Below are 21,895 nucleotides of genomic sequence, written 5' to 3'. Positions count from 1 at the left end.
ATAACTTTTTTGATTTATATGATTACAATACTACCGGAACTTCAATACTTAAAAATATATTGTTCCCTAATTCGTCTAGGCCTTGCCAAAACCTAAAAATATATGAGTCTTCCTGTCCTACAAAAAAATCCAGAGTCTCCTCAACCAAATCTGTTTGTTCTAAATCTTGGCATTGATGTGGGTTAACTACTACATTAACAACAGCTACTGTACGTTCGTTATTTAATCTGTTGTAGTCAAATCCAGCAAAACCATGACAAGAGGTTGGTCTAAAGTAAGAAACACTAAGTGTATAGGTTTCGCCTCTTGTAAATTCATCTGGAAGAACTACTGATTCTATAGGAACCAGATCGTAAAAGAAACCAGTGTTATCATCATTTTCACATCCTATAAACAAGGTTGCTAGAAAAAAAACTAAAATTATTTTTATCCTTTTCATAATTCTCGGGGTTAGATAAATAATGTAATCAATCTAATATATAGATGTAAACAAATCGGTTTGGTTGCTTTTAAGGTAAAAAAAAATCCTATCTCGATAGCTATCAGGATAGGATTTAGAAGTTTTTATTCTTTTTTTTACTCTTTTACGATTTTTATCGCTTCTATGATTTTCTCTTCAAGCTCTTCCATCAACTCAGGATTGTCATTAAGTAATGCTTTTACTGCATCTCGTCCCTGACCTAATTTAGTGTCTTGGTAGCTAAACCATGATCCGCTTTTTTTGATAATTTCATAATCTACTCCAATATCAATAATTTCTCCATTTTTAGAAATTCCTTGGCCATACATAATATCAAATTCTGCAGTTCTAAAAGGAGGAGCTACTTTATTCTTTACAACTTTTACTCGGGTTTTGTTTCCTTGTACTTCGCTGTTACTATTTTTGATTTGTGTAGAACGACGAATATCTAAACGAACCGAGGCATAAAACTTAAGCGCATTACCACCTGTCGTAGTTTCAGGATTTCCAAACATAACCCCAATCTTTTCTCTAAGCTGATTGATAAATATAACTGTACAATTGGTTTTACTAATTGAGCTGGTTAATTTTCGAAGTGCTTGAGACATTAATCTAGCATGTAACCCCATTTTAGAGTCTCCCATTTCACCTTCAATTTCACTTTTAGGAGTAAGAGCGGCTACAGAATCAATTACTATAATGTCGATCGCACCCGATCGTATAAGATTATCTGCAATTTCTAAAGCCTGCTCACCGTGATCAGGTTGAGAAATAATAAGGTCATCAATATCAACCCCTAGTTTTTCAGCATAAAAACGATCAAAAGCGTGTTCTGCATCAATAAATGCAGCTATACCTCCAGCTTTTTGAGCTTGAGCAATAGCATGTAAAGTAAGTGTAGTTTTACCCGAAGATTCTGGGCCATAAATTTCAACTACTCTACCTCTTGGATATCCTCCTACACCTAAAGCTAAGTCCAGACCAAGAGATCCTGTCGAAATTACATCAACCTCTTGAACCGAGCTGTCGCTCATTTTCATTACCGTTCCTTTTCCGTATGCTTTATCTAATTTATCTAAGGTAAGTTTTAGTGCTTTTAATTTTGCGTCTTTCTCTGTACTCATTTGTTGCTCAAATATATCGGGATTTGACATTCATATTAACTTTTTGCTAAAGTACTATTTCTTTTTGTAGTTGTGATATCGATTCTAAAATGGTTATTAACAACAACTCTCAGAGTTATTTTGGAGGTTAATTGTTAAATTAAAATGGGATAAAATATGGATGACCTTTATTTTTTATGCTTATAAACGCAACCTTTCTAAATTTTAAGCATCTAAGAGAAAAGCAAACAAGAACAAAATTGTCGATTGACGGTGTAAGATGAAATTTCTTAAAAGAGTTATAAGCCATCATCACGATGGTTGTACAGTTACTAAAATCAGTAATTGTATAGTAGAAGGAGGTTAGCTTCGTTATTTAATTTAGTCGTTAAATTAAATTAATAACGAATTAGCCCAAAAAATGCCTTGAATATAATTTCAAGGCATTTTTTTATTTTTACAAAAAGCTGTCTAAATAGCATTTAAACATGGCTTTTTTAATTAAAACTAGAGGCATGCACATTCGCTTTTGTTGCAAGTCCCTCCAGTAGGAAGCCCTGTAGGATTACAACCAGTTTGCATAGTCGGATAACAATTAGTACTTCTTCCTCCTCCTTTAATGCCTTGGCTCTGAATACTGGAAATTATCATTTTGTCTAAATTTAATTTTGTGGATTTCTTTTTTTCTTTCATGATTTAAATGTTTTAATTATTTTAAAATTTAGAAATACTACTCCGTATTTGTTTTGAGGTACTATTTGCATTGATTTCTTGTGGTTCCGCCATAGCAGTTTCCTCCTGGGGCTAGAATACCAAACCCGCCGTTTGGTCCTTCTCCTGTGCTTCCCAAACCATTATAGGTATCTTGATGATTTCCTCCTTTTACGCCAATTTGTTGTTTCTTGTTTAATGGATTTACACCTTTTACATTTAAAATGTTTACTAACATAGTTTTGTGATATATTTATTGATTTTCTTGAACTTTTATAGACACTCAAGGTATATGTCTGCAGCAATATTATCTTCGTTTTCTATCATGTTTTTGATAGTTTATTTCAATAAACTTTTCATGATGTTGCGATCAGTACTGTTGCTAACAAATGTAGAAAAGACAGGAGAGGAAAAACAAATGTGGTTAATAGCTATTCCGTGAAAACCCACTGCGTTTTCATGGAATGTTGGTTGGTTATTGTAGAACTTAAATATTCTCTAGAGTAAACTCAGGTTATTTTTCGTAAAAAAAAGAAAGTCTTTTGTGTATGACCAGAGTATTCGTATTTTTGCCAAAATATTGAATCCTTTTTTAACTTAAAAACATTAGTATAGCATGCAACTGTACAATAAATTAAGTGCAAAAGAAAGAGCAGCCCTTATCGACGAGGCGGGTACTGACCGTTTAACGCTATCTTTCTATCAATATGCACACATTGGAAATACAGAAATTTTTAGAAATCATCTTTTTATTCATTGGGACGGACTAGACGTACTTGGTCGAATTTATGTGGCCAATGAAGGGATTAATGGGCAATTATCAGTTCCAGCTCCCAATTTCTTGACATTCAAAGAACACCTAGATAGTATCTCTTTTTTAGAAAATGTTCGACTTAATATTGCCAGAGAGCAAGACGCAAAATCTTTTTTAAAATTAAAGGTAAAAGTGCGTAATAAGATAGTTGCCGATGGTCTTAATGATAACACTTTTGATGTTACTAACAAAGGGGTGCATGTAGATGCAAAAGGATTTAACGATTTGATCGAAGACCCTAATACTGTATTGGTGGATATGCGTAATCATTACGAAAGTGAAATAGGTCATTTTAAAGGAGCTATAACACCTGATGTGGATACCTTCAGGGATTCGCTGGATATCATCGAAGAAGATCTAAAAGATCATAAAGATGACAAGAAATTAGTGATGTACTGTACTGGTGGAATTCGATGTGAAAAAGCAAGTGCATATTACAAGCACAAAGGGTTTAAGAATGTTTTTCAATTAGAGGGCGGAATTATAGAATATGCCAGGCAAGTTGAAGAAAAAGGTTTAGAAAACAAATTTTTGGGAAAAAACTTCGTTTTTGATCATAGAAGAGCAGAGCGTATTACAGATGATGTGATTTCTAATTGTCATCAATGTGGTAAACCGTGTGATACTCATGTAAACTGTGAAAATCAAGCATGTCATTTGCTTTTTATTCAGTGTGAAGATTGTGCCTCTGAAATGAACAATTGTTGTTCTGCAGAATGTAAAGAAATAAACAGTTTATCTTTTGAAGAGCAAAAGGAACTTAGAAAAGGAAAAGGGAATAGTAATAAGATTTTTAAAAAGGGGCGTTCTGAAGCTCTGAAATACAAGCAGTAATGCTAAAATGCCTAAGATACTATGGCAGATAATTTTTTTCATAGTATCTTTAACAATTGAGAGATGAAGTACTGTATGCAGTGCTTACTTTAGTAAGAACCATTTTTGTCATGATATGTATCATGAGCAAATTTACAATATAGAAGGAAAATATGGGGTGTAGTAGTTGTTCCTCCGGTAAAGACGGACAACCAAAAGGATGTAAGAATAATGGTACCTGTGGTACCGATGGTTGTAATAAATTAACTGTTTTTGACTGGTTATCTAATATGTCACTTCCTAGTGGCGCAACGCCTTTTCATTGTGTAGAAATACGATTTAAAAATGGAAGAAAAGGCTTTTTTAAAAATACCGAAAACCTTTCTTTGAGTATTGGCGATGTGGTGGCCACTGAGGCTTCACCAGGTCATGATGTGGGTATAGTTTCTTTAACAGGAGAACTAGTTCGCATACAAATGAAAAAGAAAAAAATCGAATTAGATAGTGAGGAGATTAAAAAGGTTTATCGAAAAGCTTCTCAAAAGGACATTGATATTTGGCAAAAATCTCGAGATAAAGAGGAGAAAATGAAAGTTCGTGCCAGAGAAATAGCTATCAGGTTAGAACTACAAATGAAGATCTCTGATATCGAGTTTCAAGGAGATGGTTCAAAAGCTACGTTTTATTATACAGCCGAGGAACGTGTAGATTTTAGGCAACTAATCAAAGAATTTGCACACGAATTTAGTACCAGAATTGAAATGCGCCAAGTAGGTTTCAGGCAAGAAGCGGCTAGACTTGGTGGTATTGGGTCTTGTGGTCGTGAATTATGTTGCTCTACATGGTTAACAGATTTTAGATCTGTGAACACCAGTGCGGCAAGGTATCAGCAATTATCTCTTAATCCACAAAAATTAGCAGGGCAATGCGGTAAATTGAAATGCTGTCTTAACTATGAGTTGGATGCATATATTGACGCGTTAAATAGTTTTCCGAAAACGGATACCAAACTTAAAACAGAAAAAGGTACAGCGGTATGTCAAAAGATTGATATTTTTAAAGGTTTTTTGTGGTATGCCTATGAAGGGGAATGGATGAATTGGCATAAAATATCTTCAGAGCATGCTGGTGAAATAATTGCTGCAAATAATAATAATGAAAAAGTAGCGAGCTTAGAAGAATTTGCTTCAGAATTGTTGGAAGACACTAAAATGGATTTTGAGAACGTTGTAGGACAAGATAGTTTAACACGATTTGATCAACCAAAGCATAGTAAAAGAAGAAGAAAAAATCGTAATAAAAGGAAAAACACTAATAATAAAGGTGGAGCACAAAAACAAACAGTGGCTTCGAACAAACCAAAAGAAAAAAAGGCTGAAAATAACAACGCCAATAAATCTAGAAATCAACGTAATAAAAGACATAGATCACGTAATAAAAACAATGATAAATCGTAAGTTCATAATCATAATTTTTCTTGCAATTATTACAGTTTCTTGTGATGACACACAAGTTTTGGATGAATATCAAACTGTAGCAGAATCTTGGGAAATGGATGAAAAAGTAAGCTTTACTTTACCAGAACTTGATTCAGAAAAAGAGTATAATTTGTTTATTAATGTTAGAAATACAAATGATTATAAGTTTAGTAACTTGTTTTTGATTGGAGAGATGAGGTTTCCAAATGGCAAGGTGGTTACAGATACTCTAGAGTATGATATGGCGGCACCAAATGGAGAATGGTTAGGAACAGGTTTTTCTGATGTAAAAGAAAATAAACTGTGGTATAAAGAAAAGGTTAGTTTTAATGAAGAAGGAGCATATGTCATTACATTGCAACATGCAATGAGAAAGAACGGAGACGTGGATGGAGTGACTTCTTTAGAAGGAATTACAGATATAGGATTTAGAATAGAATATGCTCAAAACCCTTAATTACAATGGCAAAGGCAACACCCAAATCAAGAAAAAAAGGAAAACAGAACAAAGGGGTTAGTACCCTTAAGTTTATAAAAGTATTTTGGATCACATTTGCATCAGGGATTTTCTTGATTGTTTTATTGTTCCTACTAGCTAGTTGGGGCGCATATGGTGAGATGCCCAAATTTGAAGAGTTAGAAAACCCTCAAAATGATCTTGCAACACAGATTATTTCTTCAGATGGGGTACAAATAGGTACATTTTTTAAAGAAAATAGAACACCAGTAAGTTACGACGACTTACCACAACACTTGGTAGATGCATTGGTCGCTACAGAGGATGCACGATATTATGATCATTCTGGGATAGATGCAAGAGGAACACTTAGAGCATTTATTTTTCTTGGGAGCAAAGGAGGTGCAAGTACCATTTCTCAACAGTTGGCAAAACAGCTATTTACTGGGGGATCTAAAAATAGATTTGAAAGATATTTACAAAAAATCCAGGAATGGGTAATAGCTACCAGACTAGAAAGACAATATACCAAAAAGGAGATTATCACGATGTATCTCAATAAGTATGATTTTTTAAATCAAGCTATTGGAATCAGTTCAGCATCTAGAATTTATTTTGGTAAAAAGCCAAAAGATCTTAAAAAAGAAGAAGCAGCAGTATTGGTTGGTATGTTAAAAAATTCATCGCTTTTTAATCCGTTACGTCGACCAGAAATGGTAAAGACAAGGAGAGATGTAGTACTTAATCAAATGGAAAAGTATGAGTACATCAATGAGCAAGAAAGAGATAGTTTAAAACAATTGCCGCTAGCGTTAGATTATTCTCCAGAAGGACACTCTGATGGTACCGCAACCTATTTTAGAGAATATGTAAGAAGTTGGATGTCTAAGTGGGTGAAAGAAAATCCTAAAGGTGAAAATGAAGAAGGAGAAACAACATATTTTGATATCTATAGAGATGGATTACGAATCAATGTAACAATTGATTCGAGAATGCAAAAATATGCAGAAGAGGCTGTGGCAGAGCATATGGCAAATCTTCAAAAAGAATTTGATAAACAAGAGAAGGATAATAAAACTTCTCCTTTTAGAGACATTACAAAAGCCGAAGTAGAGGGGATTATCAAAAGAGGGATAAGAAGTTCTGCACGAAGAGATGTAATGCTTAAATTAGGTAAAAGCGAAAAAGAAATTACAGCATCTTTTGATAAAAAAGCAGAGATGAAGATATTTTCCTGGAAAGGAGAAATTGATACCATAATGACGCCTAAAGATTCTATCTTGTATTATAAGAAATTTTTACGATCAGGATTAATGTCTATGGAGCCACAATCGGGGCATGTTAAAGCTTGGGTTGGTGGTGTTGATTATAAGCATTTTCAATACGATCATGTGTATCAAGGTGCACGTCAAGTAGGATCTACATTTAAACCTTTTGTTTATGCTACCGCAATTGATCAATTAAAGCTTTCGCCTTGCGATACTTTGCCAAGATCACAGATCACAATTCCTATAGGATCCCATGGAGTTACAGAAAATGATTGGACTCCAAAAAACAGTGATGGAGAATATAGTGGTTATTTAAGTCTTAAAGAAGCATTAGCCAAATCCGTTAATACTATTTCTGCTAGACTATTAGATAGAATAGGTCCAGATCCTATTGTTGGTTTGGCACAAAAAACAGGAGTAAAATCAGATATTACACCAGTAGCTTCAATCGCTTTAGGCTCGGTAGATTTAAAATTATCCGAAATGGTTGGTGCATATAGTACTTTTGCGAATCAAGGGATATATACAAAACCGGTTATGATCACCAGTATTGAGGATAAAAACGGGACCGTATTGTATCAATTTGTTCCAGAGACTAGAGATGTTATTAGTAAAGAAGCGGCATATGTAACTATCAATTTAATGGAAGGAGTTACTCAATCTGGTTCTGGAGTAAGATTGCGTACGGGGCCATCTACTAGATATGATATTAAAAATGTAGTTACAGGTCATCCATATTTATTTGATAATCCTATTGCCGGTAAAACAGGAACAACACAAAATCAAAGTGATGGTTGGTTTATGGGTATTGTGCCTAATCTATGTACCGGTGTATGGGTTGGTGGTGATGATAGAGCTGTTCATTTTAAAACAACAACATTTGGCCAAGGAGCAACCATGGCTTTACCAATATGGGGATTGTATATGAAAAAATGCTATGCCGACGAGACATTAAAAGTATCTAAGGCCGCCTTTAAAAAACCCGAATCATTAACTATCGAAGTAGATTGCCAAGACTTTAAAAAGGCGAATATTCAAGATGAGAATATTGATGATGAATTCTCATTATAATATAACTTTTTTATTCCTTTAAATTATTCATAAAACTATCATAGTTCAAACGATATAGTACTATTTTTTTAGTACTTTTAGTCAGCTAAAATTTGAACAATATGATTCGTAGAACGGTACCCAATGTTACCGAAGCTTTGTCGGGAGTCAAAGATGATATGACCTTTATGTTAGGAGGGTTTGGTTTGTGTGGTATTCCTGAAAATGCCATTGCAAAGCTAGTAGAACTAAATATAAAAGGCCTTACTTGTATTTCTAATAATGCTGGAGTTGATGACTTTGGTTTAGGACTTTTATTACAGAAAAAACAAATAAATAAAATGGTATCCTCTTATGTGGGGGAGAATGATGAGTTTGAACGCCAAATGCTTAGTGGCGAATTGGATGTAGAGCTCATACCACAAGGAACACTTGCAGAGCGTTGTAAAGCGGCACAAGGTGGTTTTCCTGCTTTTTATACTCCAGCAGGCTACGGTACCGAAGTAGCCGAAGGTAAAGAAACCAGAGAATTTAATGGAAAAATGTATGTGTTGGAGCATGCTTTTAATGCAGATTTTGCATTTGTAAAGGCTTGGAAAGGTGATGAAGCTGGAAACTTAATATTTAAAGGCACGTCAAGAAATTTTAATCCTTGTATGTGTGGTGCGGCAAAAATTACGGTTGCCGAGGTTGAAGAACTCGTACCTGCCGGGACTTTAGATCCCGATCAAATACATATCCCAGGGATATTTGTACAACGTATATTTCAAGGTGAAAAATATGAGAAAAGAATTGAGCAACGTACAGTTCGAAAAAGAGAATAACATTATAATTATAAGATTTCAAAACACATAAATCATGGCAGCATTACGATTAGGAGATGAAGCTCCAAACTTTATTGCCCAAACAACAGAGGGGCAGATTGATTTTCATAACTGGTTAGGAGATAGTTGGGGGATATTATTTTCACACCCTGCAGATTATACACCAGTATGCACTACAGAATTAGGGACCGTTGCAAAATATACAGATGAGTTTAATAAACGCAATGTAAAAGTAGCAGCACTTAGCGTTGATGGATTAGAATCTCATCATGGTTGGATTAAGGATATTAATGAAACACAAAATACTACAGTTAACTTTCCGATTATTGCAGATGAAGATAGAAAGGTTTCAGAATTGTATGATATGATCCATCCAAATGCAGATAGTCAATTAACAGTGCGCTCTGTTTTTGTAATTGGCCCAGATAAGAAAATTAAATTGACCATTACGTACCCAGCTTCAACAGGACGAAACTTTGATGAGTTGGTAAGGGTAATTGATTCTCTTCAATTAACCGCATATCATAAAGTGGCAACGCCAGCAAATTGGAATCCAGGGGATGATTGTGTAATTGTGCCTTCTGTAACTAATGAAGAGATTCCTAATCTTTTTCCTAAAGGTCATAAAGAGGTAAAATCATATTTAAGAATGACACCACAACCAAATTTAAATTAACGTTTGATAAGTATGCTAGATAAAAATGGAATAGCAAGGCGTATAGCCAAGGAGTTACAAGATGGGTATTTTGTTAACCTTGGGATCGGAATACCAACATTGGTGGCTAATTATATTCCTAAAGGGATAGAGGTCGAATTTCAGAGTGAAAATGGTGTATTAGGTATGGGGCCGTTCCCTTTTGAAGGAGAAGAGGATGCAGATATAATTAATGCAGGTAAGCAAACAATTACTACAATGCCCGGAGCTTCTTTTTTTGATTCTGCAACTAGTTTTAATATGATACGTGGTCAACATGTAGATTTGACTATTTTGGGGGCTATGGAAGTTTCTGAAAATGGAGATATAGCCAATTGGAAAATTCCTGGAAAAATGGTAAAAGGTATGGGAGGTGCTATGGATCTTGTAGCCAGTGCAGAAAACATTATTGTGGCCATGATGCATACTAATAAAGCAGGGCAGTCAAAATTGCTTAAAAACTGTTCTTTACCACTTACTGGAGTAAATTGTGTGAAAAAGGTGGTCACGAATCTAGCGTTTATGGAAATTACTAGCCAAGGTTTTAAACTTTTAGAAAGAGCACCGGGGGTAAGTGTAGAAGATATTAAAAATGCAACCGAAGGAAATCTTATAATTGAGGGTAATATTCCTGAAATGACTTTGTGATCACAGACTCTAATTCTTTATACAGGGTAACGAATAATAATTGAATGACTACGAATAATAATTATACAAAAGTATCGTTTCTGATAAATAGGTCTTTGTAAACTTAGTTTTGAGAGAAAAATACTACAATAAGTGCAGTGCTTGCATTGCCTTAAACCTTTACTTTAAGCCCTAAAACCGATAATTTTGGAGCTAAATGTTAAAATTTTGTGTATTCTATCGATTTATTGAGCATTTAAACGTAAATTCTAAAAATAATTTGCATATTAGTATCCCAGTAAAAATGATACCCCTATATATTGTTTTTATGAGTTAAATAATTTATTAACCCACACAATATTGTCCCTATTATGAAAAAACGTATGAATCGTCTACAGCAGTCTGTTAAACCAACTATGGAATTACTGTCTAACTGTATGTATTTAGCGAAAAAAGTATTTTTGTTGATGTGATTTTTTTGTTGTTAATCAATCAATCGCAACGTCCCCAAGTCGCGATGAATGAAACCTGTTAAACTTATTGAGCTTAACAGGTTTTTTTTTGCAGTATATTTTCTTAATAGTGAAAAATATACGCTCACTATTTAAGTAATTGCTATTATTTTTTTAGTACACAAATCTTTTTGATCGAACCGATACATCATTACGTGCAACCAATCAACATTTAAAGTTTCGGGTATAATCAGCTTTTAGGAATAGCTTGTATTAGTTTTTTGGTGTAGGCCTTGCTTGGGTGTTCATAAATCTGGTCTGCATCACCTCTTTCTTCTATTTCGCCATTATTCATGACCAACAATTGATCAGACATATATTTTACAACGGCTAGATCATGAGAGATAAAAATGTAAGTAAACCCAAACTTTTCTTTTAATTCATTTAATAAATTTAATACTTGAGCCTGAACAGAGATATCTAGTGCGCTTACCGATTCATCGCAAATAATCAACTTAGGCTGCAAGGCAATAGTTCTAGCTATACCGATACGTTGTCGTTGACCTCCACTAAACTCATGAGGATACCTATTAAAATGTGAAACGTCTAGACCTACACGTTCTAATAATTTAATTACCTTCTCTTTCCTTTCAGTATCGTTTTTATATAATCCATGGGCTTGCATAGGCTCCATGATTGCTCTCCCTACGGTTAATCTTGGATTTAGAGATGCAAAAGGATCTTGAAAAATGAGTTGGATATCTTTTCTTAGATTTCTTATTTCAGAAGAAGATAACTGCGTAATATCTTGACCTTTGTATATAACCTGACCATTATTGGCCTTATCAAGTTGTAAAATAGTATTGCCCAGTGTGGATTTACCACAACCAGATTCTCCTACTAGCCCAAGGGTTTCTCCCTCATATAATTTGAAACTAACATCATTAACAGCCTTAAGTTCTTTTTTTTTGAATAATCCTACTTTAGAAAAATAAATTTTTTCAAGATTAATAACTTCTAATAATGGGGGAGTGCTATATAATTTTTGATGATGTTGCTCTCTTTGCTCCTTGGTAACAACTTCTCTTGCCTCTTCTACATCGCTTAAGTAATCTGAAATTGTAGGCAATCTTTTAAACCTGGCATCGAGGGTTGGTCTTGCGTGTATTAATGCCTTGGTGTATTCTTGAGTTGGAGTGTTAAAAATACTTTTTGTGGCACCATATTCTACCATTTTTCCTTGATACATTACTAAAACATTATCAGCAATTTCGGATACAAGAGATAGGTCATGAGAAATAAATAAAACACTCATTTTATATTCATGTTGTAATGTCTTTAACAAACTCATGATCTCTTTTTGAACCGTAACATCAAGTGCCGTAGTGGGTTCATCGGCAATTAGTAATTTTGGCTTACAAGCAATTGCCATAGCAATCATAATACGTTGTTTTTGTCCGCCACTTAATTGATGAGGATATGATTGATATGCTCGTTCGGGATCAGGAAGTTGCACCTTGTTAAATAATGAAAGTACTTCTGTCTGTACTTCATTTTTAGAAAGTGTTGTATGCTGAAAGAGAATTTCGGCAACCTGTTTTCCACATTTCATGGATGGATTTAAAGAACTCATCGGTTCTTGAAAAATCATGGCAATTTCATTGCCACGAATATTTTGATACTCTTTTTCATTTAACCCTAAAAGAGTATTCCCATTAAACGCTATTTTGCCTTTTGTGATGGTTGAAATTTTATGGGGTAACAGTCCCATAATAGCTAAAGAAGCTACAGATTTTCCACTTCCAGATTCTCCAACTACTCCTAATATTTCGTTTTTATGAATATCAAAAGAAATATCATGAAGCACTTGATTCTCTGTTTTTTCAGAAAAAAAAGAAACACAAAGATCTTCAACAGAAAGTAGTATTGTTTCATCCATAAGGTAAAGCTAGTTAAATTTAAGGAATACTGTACTTTCCAAGATTTCTTTTTAAGCTTATTTTGGTGTGATATTTGTTATATTTACCTATCAAAATACACTATGAAGCTACTTAAACTTTCTCTCCGTACTCGAATTTTTATCTCTATGACAGTTCTGGTATTATTGGCTTCAATATTAATTGCTGCAGTTTCTATTTATCAATATAAAGAAGAAGCAGAAGAATACCACCAAGAGCGATTAGATAGAAAAGAAGCTAGAATTCAAATTGCAATTGATAATGCCTTAAGAAGCACTACGTATCCGGTAGATGAGGAGCATCTTTCTAGAATTTTTGGCTACAAACAAAAGATTTATCAGATTTCAGAAGAGCATACACTACCAATTAATATCTATGGCCTTGACGGAAAGTTATTAATTAAATCAGAAGGTTTTTTTGCAGGTGATACGATAGATACACAATTGAGTCCGGTTATTCTAGATACTTTGGCCTCTTTGTATGATAAAAAATATCTTGTAAAATCTGAAAAAAATGGAGAAAAGTTCTTGTCTTCTTATACGTATATCGCAGATATTAGTTCAAAACCTTTAGGGATTTTAAACCTACCTTATCTAGAGGATGATGATTTGATTACACGAGAATTGATAGAGTTCCTGCAACGGGTGGGGCAAGTGTATTTATTAATGATGTTAATTGCCATTGCATTGGCGTATTTTTTATCAAAATATATCACTAGATCCTTAAAAACTATTTCGGAAACTATAGACCAAACTCGACTCGATAAACGAAATAAACGAATTCAAATAGGTGATGCAAGTGATGAGATATATTCTCTGGTTAATGCATATAACAGTATGATCGATGAGTTAGAAGAAAGTGCAGCAATGCTTGCAAAAAGTGAACGTGAGGCAGCATGGAGAGAGATGGCAAAACAGGTAGCACATGAGATTAAGAATCCATTAACTCCAATGCGATTAACCGTACAGAGTTTTCAACGAAAATTTGATCCGAAGGACCCTAAAATTGATCAAAAAATCAAAGAATATAGCGATACTTTGATTCAACAAATAGACACGATGAGTTCTATCGCTTCTGCGTTTTCAAATTTTGCTCAGATGCCTGCTCAAAAGAATGAAACTCTTGATGTTGTTAAAATCGTAGGGCTGGCACTGGATATTTTTAATGAAGATTATATTGTTTTTCCTTCAGAAAAAGAAGAAATTATTGCAAAGTTTGACAGAACACAACTCATCCGAGTAGTTACCAATTTGGTAAAAAATGGGATACAAGCCATTCCTGAAGATCATACACCAAAGGTGGAGGTAAGGGTTTATACCGAAAATAACGATGTTATCATAACGGTTGCCGATAATGGTATTGGGATTACCGAAGACAATAAAAAAATGATTTTTGAACCTAAATTTACGACTAAAACCAGCGGAATGGGATTAGGACTAGGAATGGTAAAAAATATTGTGGAAACCTATAAAGGAAGTATTACCTTTACCTCGCAAGAAGGGAAGGGAACAGTGTTCAAAGTTAAATTTCCCAGAGAGCAATTGTAACATGCTTATTTATGAAAGAATATAAAGTAGAGTCACTCATTTATTACTCAAAATTTACAGCAGATAAAAAACATATCCTAAAATCTTCTTCAAAAGACATTCAGGCAAAATTAGATGAATATTCAAAAGAAGGATGGAGATTAGCATCTACCGATGTTGAGACTTTTGGTGTAGGGATGTATTTCTATTTGTATTTTGAAAGAGACTTAAAATAATAAACTACCACAAAAAATAATATAAAAAATGTATACCAATATTCTCACTTCACAAGATAACGGGATCACTACAATTACAATTAATAGACCGTCTAAGCTTAATGCTCTTAATAAAGAAACAATTCAAGAGTTACATGCTGCTTTTAGAGTAGCTGATCTTGATGCCGAAACCAAAGTAATTATCATTACAGGTAGTGGAGAAAAAGCTTTTGTTGCTGGGGCTGATATTAGCGAATTTGCAGATTTCTCAATAGCTCAAGGAGGTAATCTTGCTGCAAAAGGGCAGGAAGTATTATTTGATTTTGTAGCCAACCTTTCTACACCTGTTATAGCGGCTGTAAACGGCTTTGCATTGGGTGGTGGATTAGAATTGGCAATGGCAGCACATTTTAGAATTGCTAGTGATAATGCAAAAATGGGATTGCCAGAAGTTTCTTTAGGCGTTATTCCTGGATATGGTGGAACACAAAGATTACCGCAATTAGTAGGAAAAGGAAGAGCCATGGAAATGATCATGACTGCTGGGATGATCGATGCTAATCAAGCTTTGCAGTATGGATTGGTAAATCATGTAACTACTCAGGAAGAATTAGTACCCTTAGCAGAAAAACTTGCGAGCCGAATAATGAGAAATTCTTCTGTTGCAATTGCTGCGGCAATTACATCTGTAAATGCAGCTTATCAAGATGGAGTAGATGGTTTTAAGGTTGAAATAGAACAGTTTGGAAACTGTTTTGGTACCGAAGACTTTAAAGAAGGAACGACTGCATTTTTAGAAAAACGTAAAGCAGATTTTCCGGGTAAATAATTCTCAACTCATTTATTTTGTTGTTTAGGATATGAGTTTTTTCTCGTATTCTAGATGCTATGTGTCTATATAATAGATGTATAGATTCATGTCATTTATCGAGTATTTGATGCTTTCATCACAAAATGGATCAAAAAACAACTTGTTTTTCTACAATATTAACAATTGTTTAGGTTGTTTGTGTTTTATAACCAATTCGTCAAAATAGATCGTGGTAGAAACAGTTTTGCTTATAGATGATAATAAAGCAACTTTATTTATTCAAAAAAAGATCATGCTGCAACATGATAAGTTTAGAAATATCTTAACTTTTTCTGAAGGAAGTCTTGCGCTAGAATATCTAAAGATGATAAGTGTAAACTTTATAAAAAAACCACAACTCATTTTATTAGACCTTAATATGCCATCAATGAATGGTTGGGAATTTATTGAACAATACAATCAATTAGATAATAATATTATTGATCATACTAGATTGGTTGTGCTCACAACATCACATCATCCCGAAAATATTTCAAGATCTAAAAATGTGAAAGGAATAAATGAATTTATGGAAAAACCGCTTTCAAAACCCATGTTAGATAGGATTTTGGAAAATTATTTCATGAATCCATAAATTAGAATTTAACCCCAAAAGATATCAATGGAAAACAAAGTAAAACACATGTTATTAATTGATGACAGTAATGAAACAAATACTTTTAATAAAAGAATTATAGAGAGAACTGGTCTTACAAAAAAAGTAAGTGTAGCTAGAAATGGAGTAGAGGCACTTTCTTATTTTGATTCGAAAAAGAATAGTAAAGATCGTCCAGAGATTGTTTTTTTAGATTTAAATATGCCAATAATGGATGGATGGGAGTTTTTGGATCATTACAACCAATTGGGTGATAAAAATTCTATAGTTATTTTAATGCTAAGTTCGGACTTGTTACCAGGTGATCACAAAAAACTTAAGGATTATACTTTTATTAAAAGAGGAAGTGAAAAGGTGTTAAATAGATTATTTCTTCACGACTTGGTCGATAACTTTTTTTCTTAATAATTTAAAGATAGGTTTTTTGTATTTTTATAGTCACTCTTAAATCCTATAATACATGAAATCGCTATACAAAAATCCAGTGGCTATTGTTTCTGTTGTACTTGCCACTGCTGGTTTTATTTATTTCGAAGACCGTTTACCCGCAATTGATCTTTCTAATTTGAACACAGCGAGTATAATAGCTGCTCTAGGTTATTTATCGGTTGTTATATTAATCGTCGAACAGTTTATAGAGATTTTTGTATACGACCCTAATGAGAAAGTTAAAATACAGTGTAAAGAGCGTATAGCAGATATTAATAAATATCTAGAAAGCAGAAATAATCCTATTGATATGGACCTCCCTGAAGAAGAACTTGTCGATGATGATGAGGATGAATTGCCTGAAAAGACGGCAAAGGTAATGAAAGAGAAAAGAGAATTAGAAGAGTATCTCATGACCCGTGGGTTAAAAAGGCAAAGAAAAACTACTATTATAGCTTTTATAATCGGACTCGTACTTTCGTTATCTGGTCTACGCCTTATGTCGGGGATTATTTTTAATGGGCCCGAAGAGGAATTATCAAAAATACAAGTTACTATTGTTCAATCTCTTGATATTATTCTTACAGCAGGGATTATTGCTGGGGGTAGTGGTAGGGTACATCGCCTTATTAAAAGAATAAAAGAAGCAATGGGTTCTTCAGAAAGCTTTTAGAAAACCTGTAAAAGCTTTTTATTTGTAAAAGTTCATTTGATCAATATATTCCCATACTGGGGTAGCTAATAATGGCCTTATATTTTTTCCTTCAGAAATTGATTTGCGAATAAAAGTAGACGAGATCTCCATAATAGGAGCGTTTACTTTATTTATTTTGGGATGATTATTAAATTGACTCTCAACTGTGCCCGCAGCAATACGAGGGTATACGTAGATGTTGTGATTTTCAAGAATGACTTCGTAGTTTTTCCACTTATGAAAACTCTTCAAATTGTCCTCTCCCATAATGAGGTGAAACTGATCATTTGGATATAGTTCTTCTAGATGAGCTAGCGTAAATACCGTATAATTAGGCTGAGGTAATTTAAACTCTATATCACTAGGTTTTAAACTAGGATATGATTCTGTGGCCCGATATACCATTTCATAACGATGGTGATTATCTAATAACGAACTTTTCTTTTTAAATGGATTATGAGGGGTGACGACCATCCAGATCTCATCAAGATCAGAGTGCTCTGCCATATGATTGGCAATAGCCAAATGGCCAATATGGATAGGATTAAAGGTTCCAAAATATAATCCAATTTTTTTCATGAAAACTATGTTTTCATTCTCAAGAATATGAGAATCGTTTTAAATTTTTATCCTAAGAGAAACTTCCTTACTAGTTGGGATACTTCGGCTTTTGCTTTTTCAAGATCGTCATTAGTTACAATTGCATCAAATTGTGGTGCTGTAGCCATTTCTGTAGAAGCCTTAGCAACCCGCATGTTGATTTTGTCTTCAGATTCGGTTTTACGTTTTTTTAAACGGATCTTTAATTCTTCAATACTAGGGGGTTTTACGAATATGGCAAGTGTACGATCTGGATAAATTCTTTTAATATCCAGGCCGCCAACCACGTCAATATCAAAAATAACATGCTTACCGCTGTCCCATAGTCGTTGCACTTCGGTTTTTAAAGTACCATAAAAATTATCCCGATAAACTTCTTCCCATTCCAAAAATTCATCGGCTTTAATCTTGTCTTTAAATTCGCGAAGAGATAAAAAGTAATAATCCTTGCCGTGTACTTCTCCTCCTCGAGGATCGCGAGAAGCGGCAGAGATAGAAAACCCGAGATTAAGTTCTTCTTTATCTAATAAATGTCTAACTAAGGTAGTTTTTCCGCTACCAGAAGGTGCAGAAAGTACAATAAGTTTACCTTGACTCATTTACAATACGTTTAGTAATTGTTCTTTTATTTTTTCAAGCTCATCTTTCATTTGAACAACTAATTGTTGCATTGGGGCATAGTTAGATTTACTACCTATGGTATTAATTTCTCGCCCTATTTCTTGGGTGATGAACCCTAATTTTTTCCCATTCGAATCCGAGGAGTTTAATGTAGATGTAAAATAGGCAACATGATTTGCTAGGCGCACTTTTTCTTCGGTGATATCAAACTTTTCGAGATAGTAGATTAATTCTTGCTCAAAACGATTTTGATCAACTTCTTCCTTAAGGTCAGAAACAGCTTTTAGCAAACGCTCACGAACACCTTCAATACGTTCTGGATCCATTTCGATTACTTTTTCAAGTAACTCTCCAATATTTTTGATTCGAATATTAAAATCTTTTTCTAATGCTTTTCCTTCATCAATTCGGTAGGAATCAATTTCTGTCAATGCACTTCTAAGAGCATCATTTATAGCTTTAAATTCTTCTTCATTGATTTCTTCTCTAATGGTCTTAAGAGCATCTGGCATACGAACCGCCATTTTCATATACTCAGTAGCTTCGCCAGTATTAAAAATACTTTTTAATTGCTCGATATAATCTTTTACCACAGCCTCATTAATTTTGGTAGAAGTTTCTTCGGCAGTAATTTCTACATACAATCCAAAATCAACCTTTCCTCTTGCCAACGCTTTTGCGATGGTATTACGCATCTGTAATTCTTTTTCTCGATATTGAGAAGGAATACGCGCGTTAAGGTCTAAGTTTTTGCTATTGAGTGATTTAACCTCTATAGTTACTTTTTTTGTAGGTAGCTGCAGGATAGATTTCCCAAAGCCAGTCATAGATTTGATCATAGAATTATGCTAAAAGTTGCACGAAGATACGGAAAAGTCTGAAGACCAAAGCCTGAAGTCAATTACGAAATTTTTATGTGATTTTATTTAAGATAGTAATACACAACAATTTTTTAAATCACTGTTAAAAGATATATATAGATCGATTGCATATTGTAACATGTAAAAAATAATTAAAGATGGTCATCTTTATTAGTACGAAAAATAAATATACTAAAATGTAAGACATCTAACATTGTTGTGAATCAAGGAATTGGTATATTTATCGTACACAAATTCAAAACATATTTATTATGAAAATTTTCAAATTTTTTATGCTAGCCATTTTGGCTTTAAGCGTAGTGCAATGTACAAATGAGGGTGAAAATGATGCTCAGCCCGAAATCACAACAAGCTCGCAACAGGATGTACCCTCAGAAGTTTTATCAAAACTACAAAGTATGGGGTTTGATACCGATAAAACATCGATAGTAATTACCAAGGGGGGATATATTGTTGATGGAGACATTTTTTTCACCGAAGAAGCACTTCGAGAAAACAACCTTCAAAAACAAGCTTTTTTTGGTATTGTTGATTGTAATAGAGCAGGTAATATTCGTATCCAAAATGCTTTGGGTAATAATGCGGCTGGAAGAGGTTTTCAAAGAGGTGTTAATTTATGGAATAATGTGAATGGCACGACTTTACGATTGATTCCTGTAACTAGAAACCCAGATATTGTTGTTCGATTAGCAAGACCTGGTGAAATCGGAGGTTGGGGCCGAGGAGAGTTCCCTACAAATGGTAGAGAAGGCCGCCTAATCGTGCTTAATCTTAATGAACCAAGTATAGATGGAGATGCGGTAACGGCTAGAGAATGGGGGAATATATTAACTCATGAGATTGGACATAATATTGGTCTTTTACATATAGAACAAAGCCAGTTTGGAACATTTGTTCCAGGGACACCAACTTTTGATAGACGATCAATTATGACTTCTGGATCAAACCCAGGTGTGGTATTTAATGCTAACAGAGTATCTAATGGTGATCGAAGAACTGTAAGAAGAATGTACAGTAATAATAATAATAGGTTATGTGGTCGTTAAAAAATTAAACGAATAATCTATAAAAATAAAGAGACTGCCTAGAGAATATTTGGGCAGTCTTTTTGATTTTACACTACCGCCTAGTTTCTGGTAAAAGGAATCTTAAAGATTAATAACCATTGCGATTTTATCAATGTATTTTTCGTTTTCATTAAAAAAACCATCGATACGCCCACATTCTTTGAATCTCATTTTTTTATACAGTGCAATACCCGCTTTATTAGTTGCGTATACTTCTAACCAAATGATTTTAATCAATGTATTTTGTCTAGACCAATCCATTACATTTTGAATTAAAAATGTACCTACACCTTGATTTTGCCAAGATGTATGTATACCCATTCCTATAACTGCAGTATGAGACATTTTTTTTCTCCAACTACCGGTAAGATCAATATTGCCTACTATATTTCCTTCACTCTCGGCAACTAATAAAATACTATTAGGTTGTTTTTGATAACGTTTAATCAATTGATGCTCCTCGGTTACATTATTCGAATACTCATAATCAAATAGCGGGATGGTATCTGTATTTTTTAAGTATTCAAGTTTAAGCTCTAGTAATTGCGCAGCATCTTGTGGCACGGCCTCTCTAATAATTATAGTGTAATTAGATTTTGTTTGATATGTTTTTTGAAGAAAATTCAAAATGATTATGCATTTGGGTTTTTATCTCGAATTCTTTTATAGAGTTTGATACCCAACATCAATAATACAGATAGTGATATGATTCCGATAACACCATAAATCCAATTTACCGCATCTCTCACAACAACCAGAAAGATTACCGAAAAAAGTATAATTGTAGAGCCCTCATTCCACATTCGCATCTGATTAGAAGACCATTTTATAATATCATGTTGTAATTGTTTGAAGATTTGATGGCATTTTAAATGATACGCAAATAGCAATACAACAAATCCCAGCTTAACATGCATCCATGGTTGTTGTAGCCAAGCGGGCATTAAAATCAATAACCATATAGCAAATATGGTGGCTAATATAGCCGATGGCCATGTAATTATAAACCATAATCGTTTTGCCATGAGTTTAAGTTGCGTGCCTAAAATTTCTTTATCAGGAGAGGGTTTTTGAAACGCCTCGATCTGGTACACAAATAATCTTGGGATATAAAACAACCCTGCAAACCAGGTAATAACAAAAATAAGGTGCAGGGATTTTATGTAATTATAGTATTCTAGCATGTATTATTCTACAAAAAGATATTTAAGTTGCAAGGTATTGAATTCGGTATTAAAGCTCTCAATTTCTTCAGGAATTAATTTATCAAAAGCACCAAAATTTTGCACGATTATGATAATTATCAGGATGCATTAAATGATTATGCATATTCGCAATATAGCATAGGTGCAGAAAAAGTAGCCGAATTGCGATAGTTTTTTAATCGTTCCTGTACCACTTTAAAAACCAATGATACCCAAGAATAGTAGATTAGATTGTTGGAGGAGGTAAGGAAGGTAGAAAAATGAAGTCTGAAAATTAGAAGATAGCACCAAATACCTACAAACACCTTCTGTTGGATCTTTTTAATGAAGTTTTGGGCCAAAAAGACGAAAAATTAGACCTTGAATACCCATAATTAAAGCAAAGAGACTCAAAATTAGACTCTGAACACTCAAAATTAGACATGGAACACTGAAAATTAGACATGGAACACTCAAAATTAGACTTTCAGTGTCTAAATTTG

Annotated in this window: 23 protein-coding genes; 14 read left to right on the top strand and 9 right to left on the bottom strand. The window is 33.9% G+C overall.

Annotation, left to right across the window (positions count from 1 at the left end; translation table 11 throughout):
- Positions 1-22: 22 nt before the first annotated feature.
- From DK508_RS16520 to DK508_RS16505, 3 genes are all read right to left on the bottom strand, one after another.
- Positions 23-439 (bottom strand): hypothetical protein, encoded by a 417-nt coding sequence (locus tag DK508_RS16520; RefSeq protein WP_109301895.1) that lies wholly within the window; start codon positions 437-439, stop codon positions 23-25.
- A 137-nt stretch (positions 440-576) separates the two neighbouring features.
- Positions 577-1,584, bottom strand: coding sequence for a recombinase RecA (recA, locus tag DK508_RS16515; RefSeq protein WP_109302743.1), 1,008 nt, complete (start codon positions 1,582-1,584; stop codon positions 577-579).
- Positions 1,585-2,317: 733 nt separating this feature from the next.
- Positions 2,318-2,512 (bottom strand): hypothetical protein, encoded by a 195-nt coding sequence (locus DK508_RS16505; RefSeq protein WP_109301893.1) that lies wholly within the window; start codon positions 2,510-2,512, stop codon positions 2,318-2,320.
- A gap of 378 nt (positions 2,513-2,890) precedes the next feature.
- On the opposite strand from DK508_RS16505, the gene DK508_RS16500 reads away from it, so the two are divergent.
- From DK508_RS16500 to DK508_RS16470, 7 genes are all read left to right on the top strand, one after another.
- Positions 2,891-3,922, top strand: a complete 1,032-nt coding sequence (locus DK508_RS16500; protein ID WP_109301892.1) for a rhodanese-related sulfurtransferase — start codon at positions 2,891-2,893, stop codon at positions 3,920-3,922.
- 152 nt (positions 3,923-4,074) lie between these two features.
- On the top strand, positions 4,075-5,358 hold the full coding sequence (locus DK508_RS16495) for a regulatory iron-sulfur-containing complex subunit RicT (RefSeq protein WP_109301891.1): 1,284 nt from the start codon (positions 4,075-4,077) through the stop codon (positions 5,356-5,358).
- Positions 5,345-5,836: a gliding motility lipoprotein GldH gene (locus tag DK508_RS16490; RefSeq protein WP_109301890.1), complete on the top strand. Its 492-nt coding sequence runs from the start codon at positions 5,345-5,347 to the stop codon at positions 5,834-5,836. Before DK508_RS16495 ends, DK508_RS16490 begins: the two co-directional genes overlap by 14 nt.
- Before the next feature lie 5 nt (positions 5,837-5,841).
- The gene (locus DK508_RS16485) at positions 5,842-8,175 is read left to right on the top strand and encodes a penicillin-binding protein 1A (RefSeq protein WP_109301889.1); all 2,334 of its coding nucleotides are present in this window, start codon (positions 5,842-5,844) and stop codon (positions 8,173-8,175) included.
- A gap of 101 nt (positions 8,176-8,276) precedes the next feature.
- A complete protein-coding gene (locus tag DK508_RS16480) occupies positions 8,277-8,978 on the top strand; it encodes a CoA transferase subunit A (RefSeq protein ID WP_109301888.1) in 702 nt (233 codons plus the stop codon).
- 34 nt (positions 8,979-9,012) lie between these two features.
- The gene (locus DK508_RS16475; RefSeq protein ID WP_109301887.1) at positions 9,013-9,654 is read left to right on the top strand and encodes a peroxiredoxin; all 642 of its coding nucleotides are present in this window, start codon (positions 9,013-9,015) and stop codon (positions 9,652-9,654) included.
- A 12-nt stretch (positions 9,655-9,666) separates the two neighbouring features.
- Positions 9,667-10,320 carry a CoA transferase subunit B gene (locus DK508_RS16470; RefSeq protein ID WP_109301886.1) on the top strand — a complete coding sequence of 218 codons (654 nt, stop codon included), beginning with the start codon at positions 9,667-9,669 and terminating at the stop codon, positions 10,318-10,320.
- Positions 10,321-11,001: 681 nt separating this feature from the next.
- On the opposite strand, the gene DK508_RS16465 is transcribed toward DK508_RS16470, so the two are convergent.
- Complete coding sequence (locus tag DK508_RS16465; protein WP_109301885.1) at positions 11,002-12,690, bottom strand: ABC transporter ATP-binding protein; 1,689 nt, start codon at positions 12,688-12,690, stop codon at positions 11,002-11,004.
- A 147-nt stretch (positions 12,691-12,837) separates the two neighbouring features.
- On the opposite strand from DK508_RS16465, the gene DK508_RS16460 reads away from it, so the two are divergent.
- The 6 genes from DK508_RS16460 to DK508_RS16435 all read left to right on the top strand — a co-directional run bounded on the left by DK508_RS16460 (position 12,838) and on the right by DK508_RS16435 (position 17,018).
- Entirely contained in the window at positions 12,838-14,256 is a 1,419-nt protein-coding gene (locus DK508_RS16460) for an ATP-binding protein (RefSeq protein ID WP_235016425.1), read from the top strand.
- Positions 14,257-14,267: 11 nt separating this feature from the next.
- On the top strand, positions 14,268-14,471 hold the full coding sequence (locus DK508_RS16455; protein ID WP_109301883.1) for a DUF4177 domain-containing protein: 204 nt from the start codon (positions 14,268-14,270) through the stop codon (positions 14,469-14,471).
- A gap of 28 nt (positions 14,472-14,499) precedes the next feature.
- Positions 14,500-15,279 (top strand): enoyl-CoA hydratase/isomerase family protein, encoded by a 780-nt coding sequence (locus tag DK508_RS16450; RefSeq protein WP_109301882.1) that lies wholly within the window; start codon positions 14,500-14,502, stop codon positions 15,277-15,279.
- A gap of 211 nt (positions 15,280-15,490) precedes the next feature.
- Positions 15,491-15,895 carry a response regulator gene (locus DK508_RS16445; RefSeq protein WP_160114759.1) on the top strand — a complete coding sequence of 135 codons (405 nt, stop codon included), beginning with the start codon at positions 15,491-15,493 and terminating at the stop codon, positions 15,893-15,895.
- Positions 15,896-15,922: 27 nt separating this feature from the next.
- On the top strand, positions 15,923-16,321 hold the full coding sequence (locus DK508_RS16440) for a response regulator (protein ID WP_109301880.1): 399 nt from the start codon (positions 15,923-15,925) through the stop codon (positions 16,319-16,321).
- A 55-nt stretch (positions 16,322-16,376) separates the two neighbouring features.
- Positions 16,377-17,018, top strand: coding sequence for a hypothetical protein (locus DK508_RS16435; RefSeq protein WP_109301879.1), 642 nt, complete (start codon positions 16,377-16,379; stop codon positions 17,016-17,018).
- Positions 17,019-17,036: 18 nt separating this feature from the next.
- On the opposite strand, the gene nadD is transcribed toward DK508_RS16435, so the two are convergent.
- From nadD to DK508_RS16420, 3 genes are read right to left on the bottom strand one after another with little or no spacing between them, the layout of a single operon-like run.
- A complete protein-coding gene (gene nadD, locus DK508_RS16430) occupies positions 17,037-17,618 on the bottom strand; it encodes a nicotinate (nicotinamide) nucleotide adenylyltransferase (RefSeq protein WP_109301878.1) in 582 nt (193 codons plus the stop codon).
- Positions 17,619-17,665: 47 nt separating this feature from the next.
- Positions 17,666-18,238, bottom strand: coding sequence for a guanylate kinase (gmk, locus tag DK508_RS16425; protein ID WP_109301877.1), 573 nt, complete (start codon positions 18,236-18,238; stop codon positions 17,666-17,668).
- Positions 18,239-19,099 (bottom strand): YicC/YloC family endoribonuclease, encoded by an 861-nt coding sequence (locus DK508_RS16420; protein WP_109301876.1) that lies wholly within the window; start codon positions 19,097-19,099, stop codon positions 18,239-18,241.
- A 293-nt stretch (positions 19,100-19,392) separates the two neighbouring features.
- On the opposite strand from DK508_RS16420, the gene DK508_RS16415 reads away from it, so the two are divergent.
- Positions 19,393-20,187 (top strand): hypothetical protein, encoded by a 795-nt coding sequence (locus tag DK508_RS16415; RefSeq protein ID WP_109301875.1) that lies wholly within the window; start codon positions 19,393-19,395, stop codon positions 20,185-20,187.
- A gap of 102 nt (positions 20,188-20,289) precedes the next feature.
- On the opposite strand, the gene DK508_RS16410 is transcribed toward DK508_RS16415, so the two are convergent.
- Positions 20,290-20,835: a GNAT family N-acetyltransferase gene (locus DK508_RS16410; RefSeq protein WP_160114758.1), complete on the bottom strand. Its 546-nt coding sequence runs from the start codon at positions 20,833-20,835 to the stop codon at positions 20,290-20,292.
- A gap of 5 nt (positions 20,836-20,840) precedes the next feature.
- Positions 20,841-21,392: a CopD family protein gene (locus DK508_RS16405; RefSeq protein ID WP_109301873.1), complete on the bottom strand. Its 552-nt coding sequence runs from the start codon at positions 21,390-21,392 to the stop codon at positions 20,841-20,843.
- Positions 21,393-21,895 lie beyond the last annotated feature (503 nt).

It is taken from the genome of Aquimarina sp. AU474 (assembly GCF_900312815.1).
Taxonomy (GTDB): domain Bacteria; phylum Bacteroidota; class Bacteroidia; order Flavobacteriales; family Flavobacteriaceae; genus Aquimarina.
Note: the sequence above shows the minus strand (reverse complement) of the source record. Positions and strands in the feature narration are given on the sequence as shown.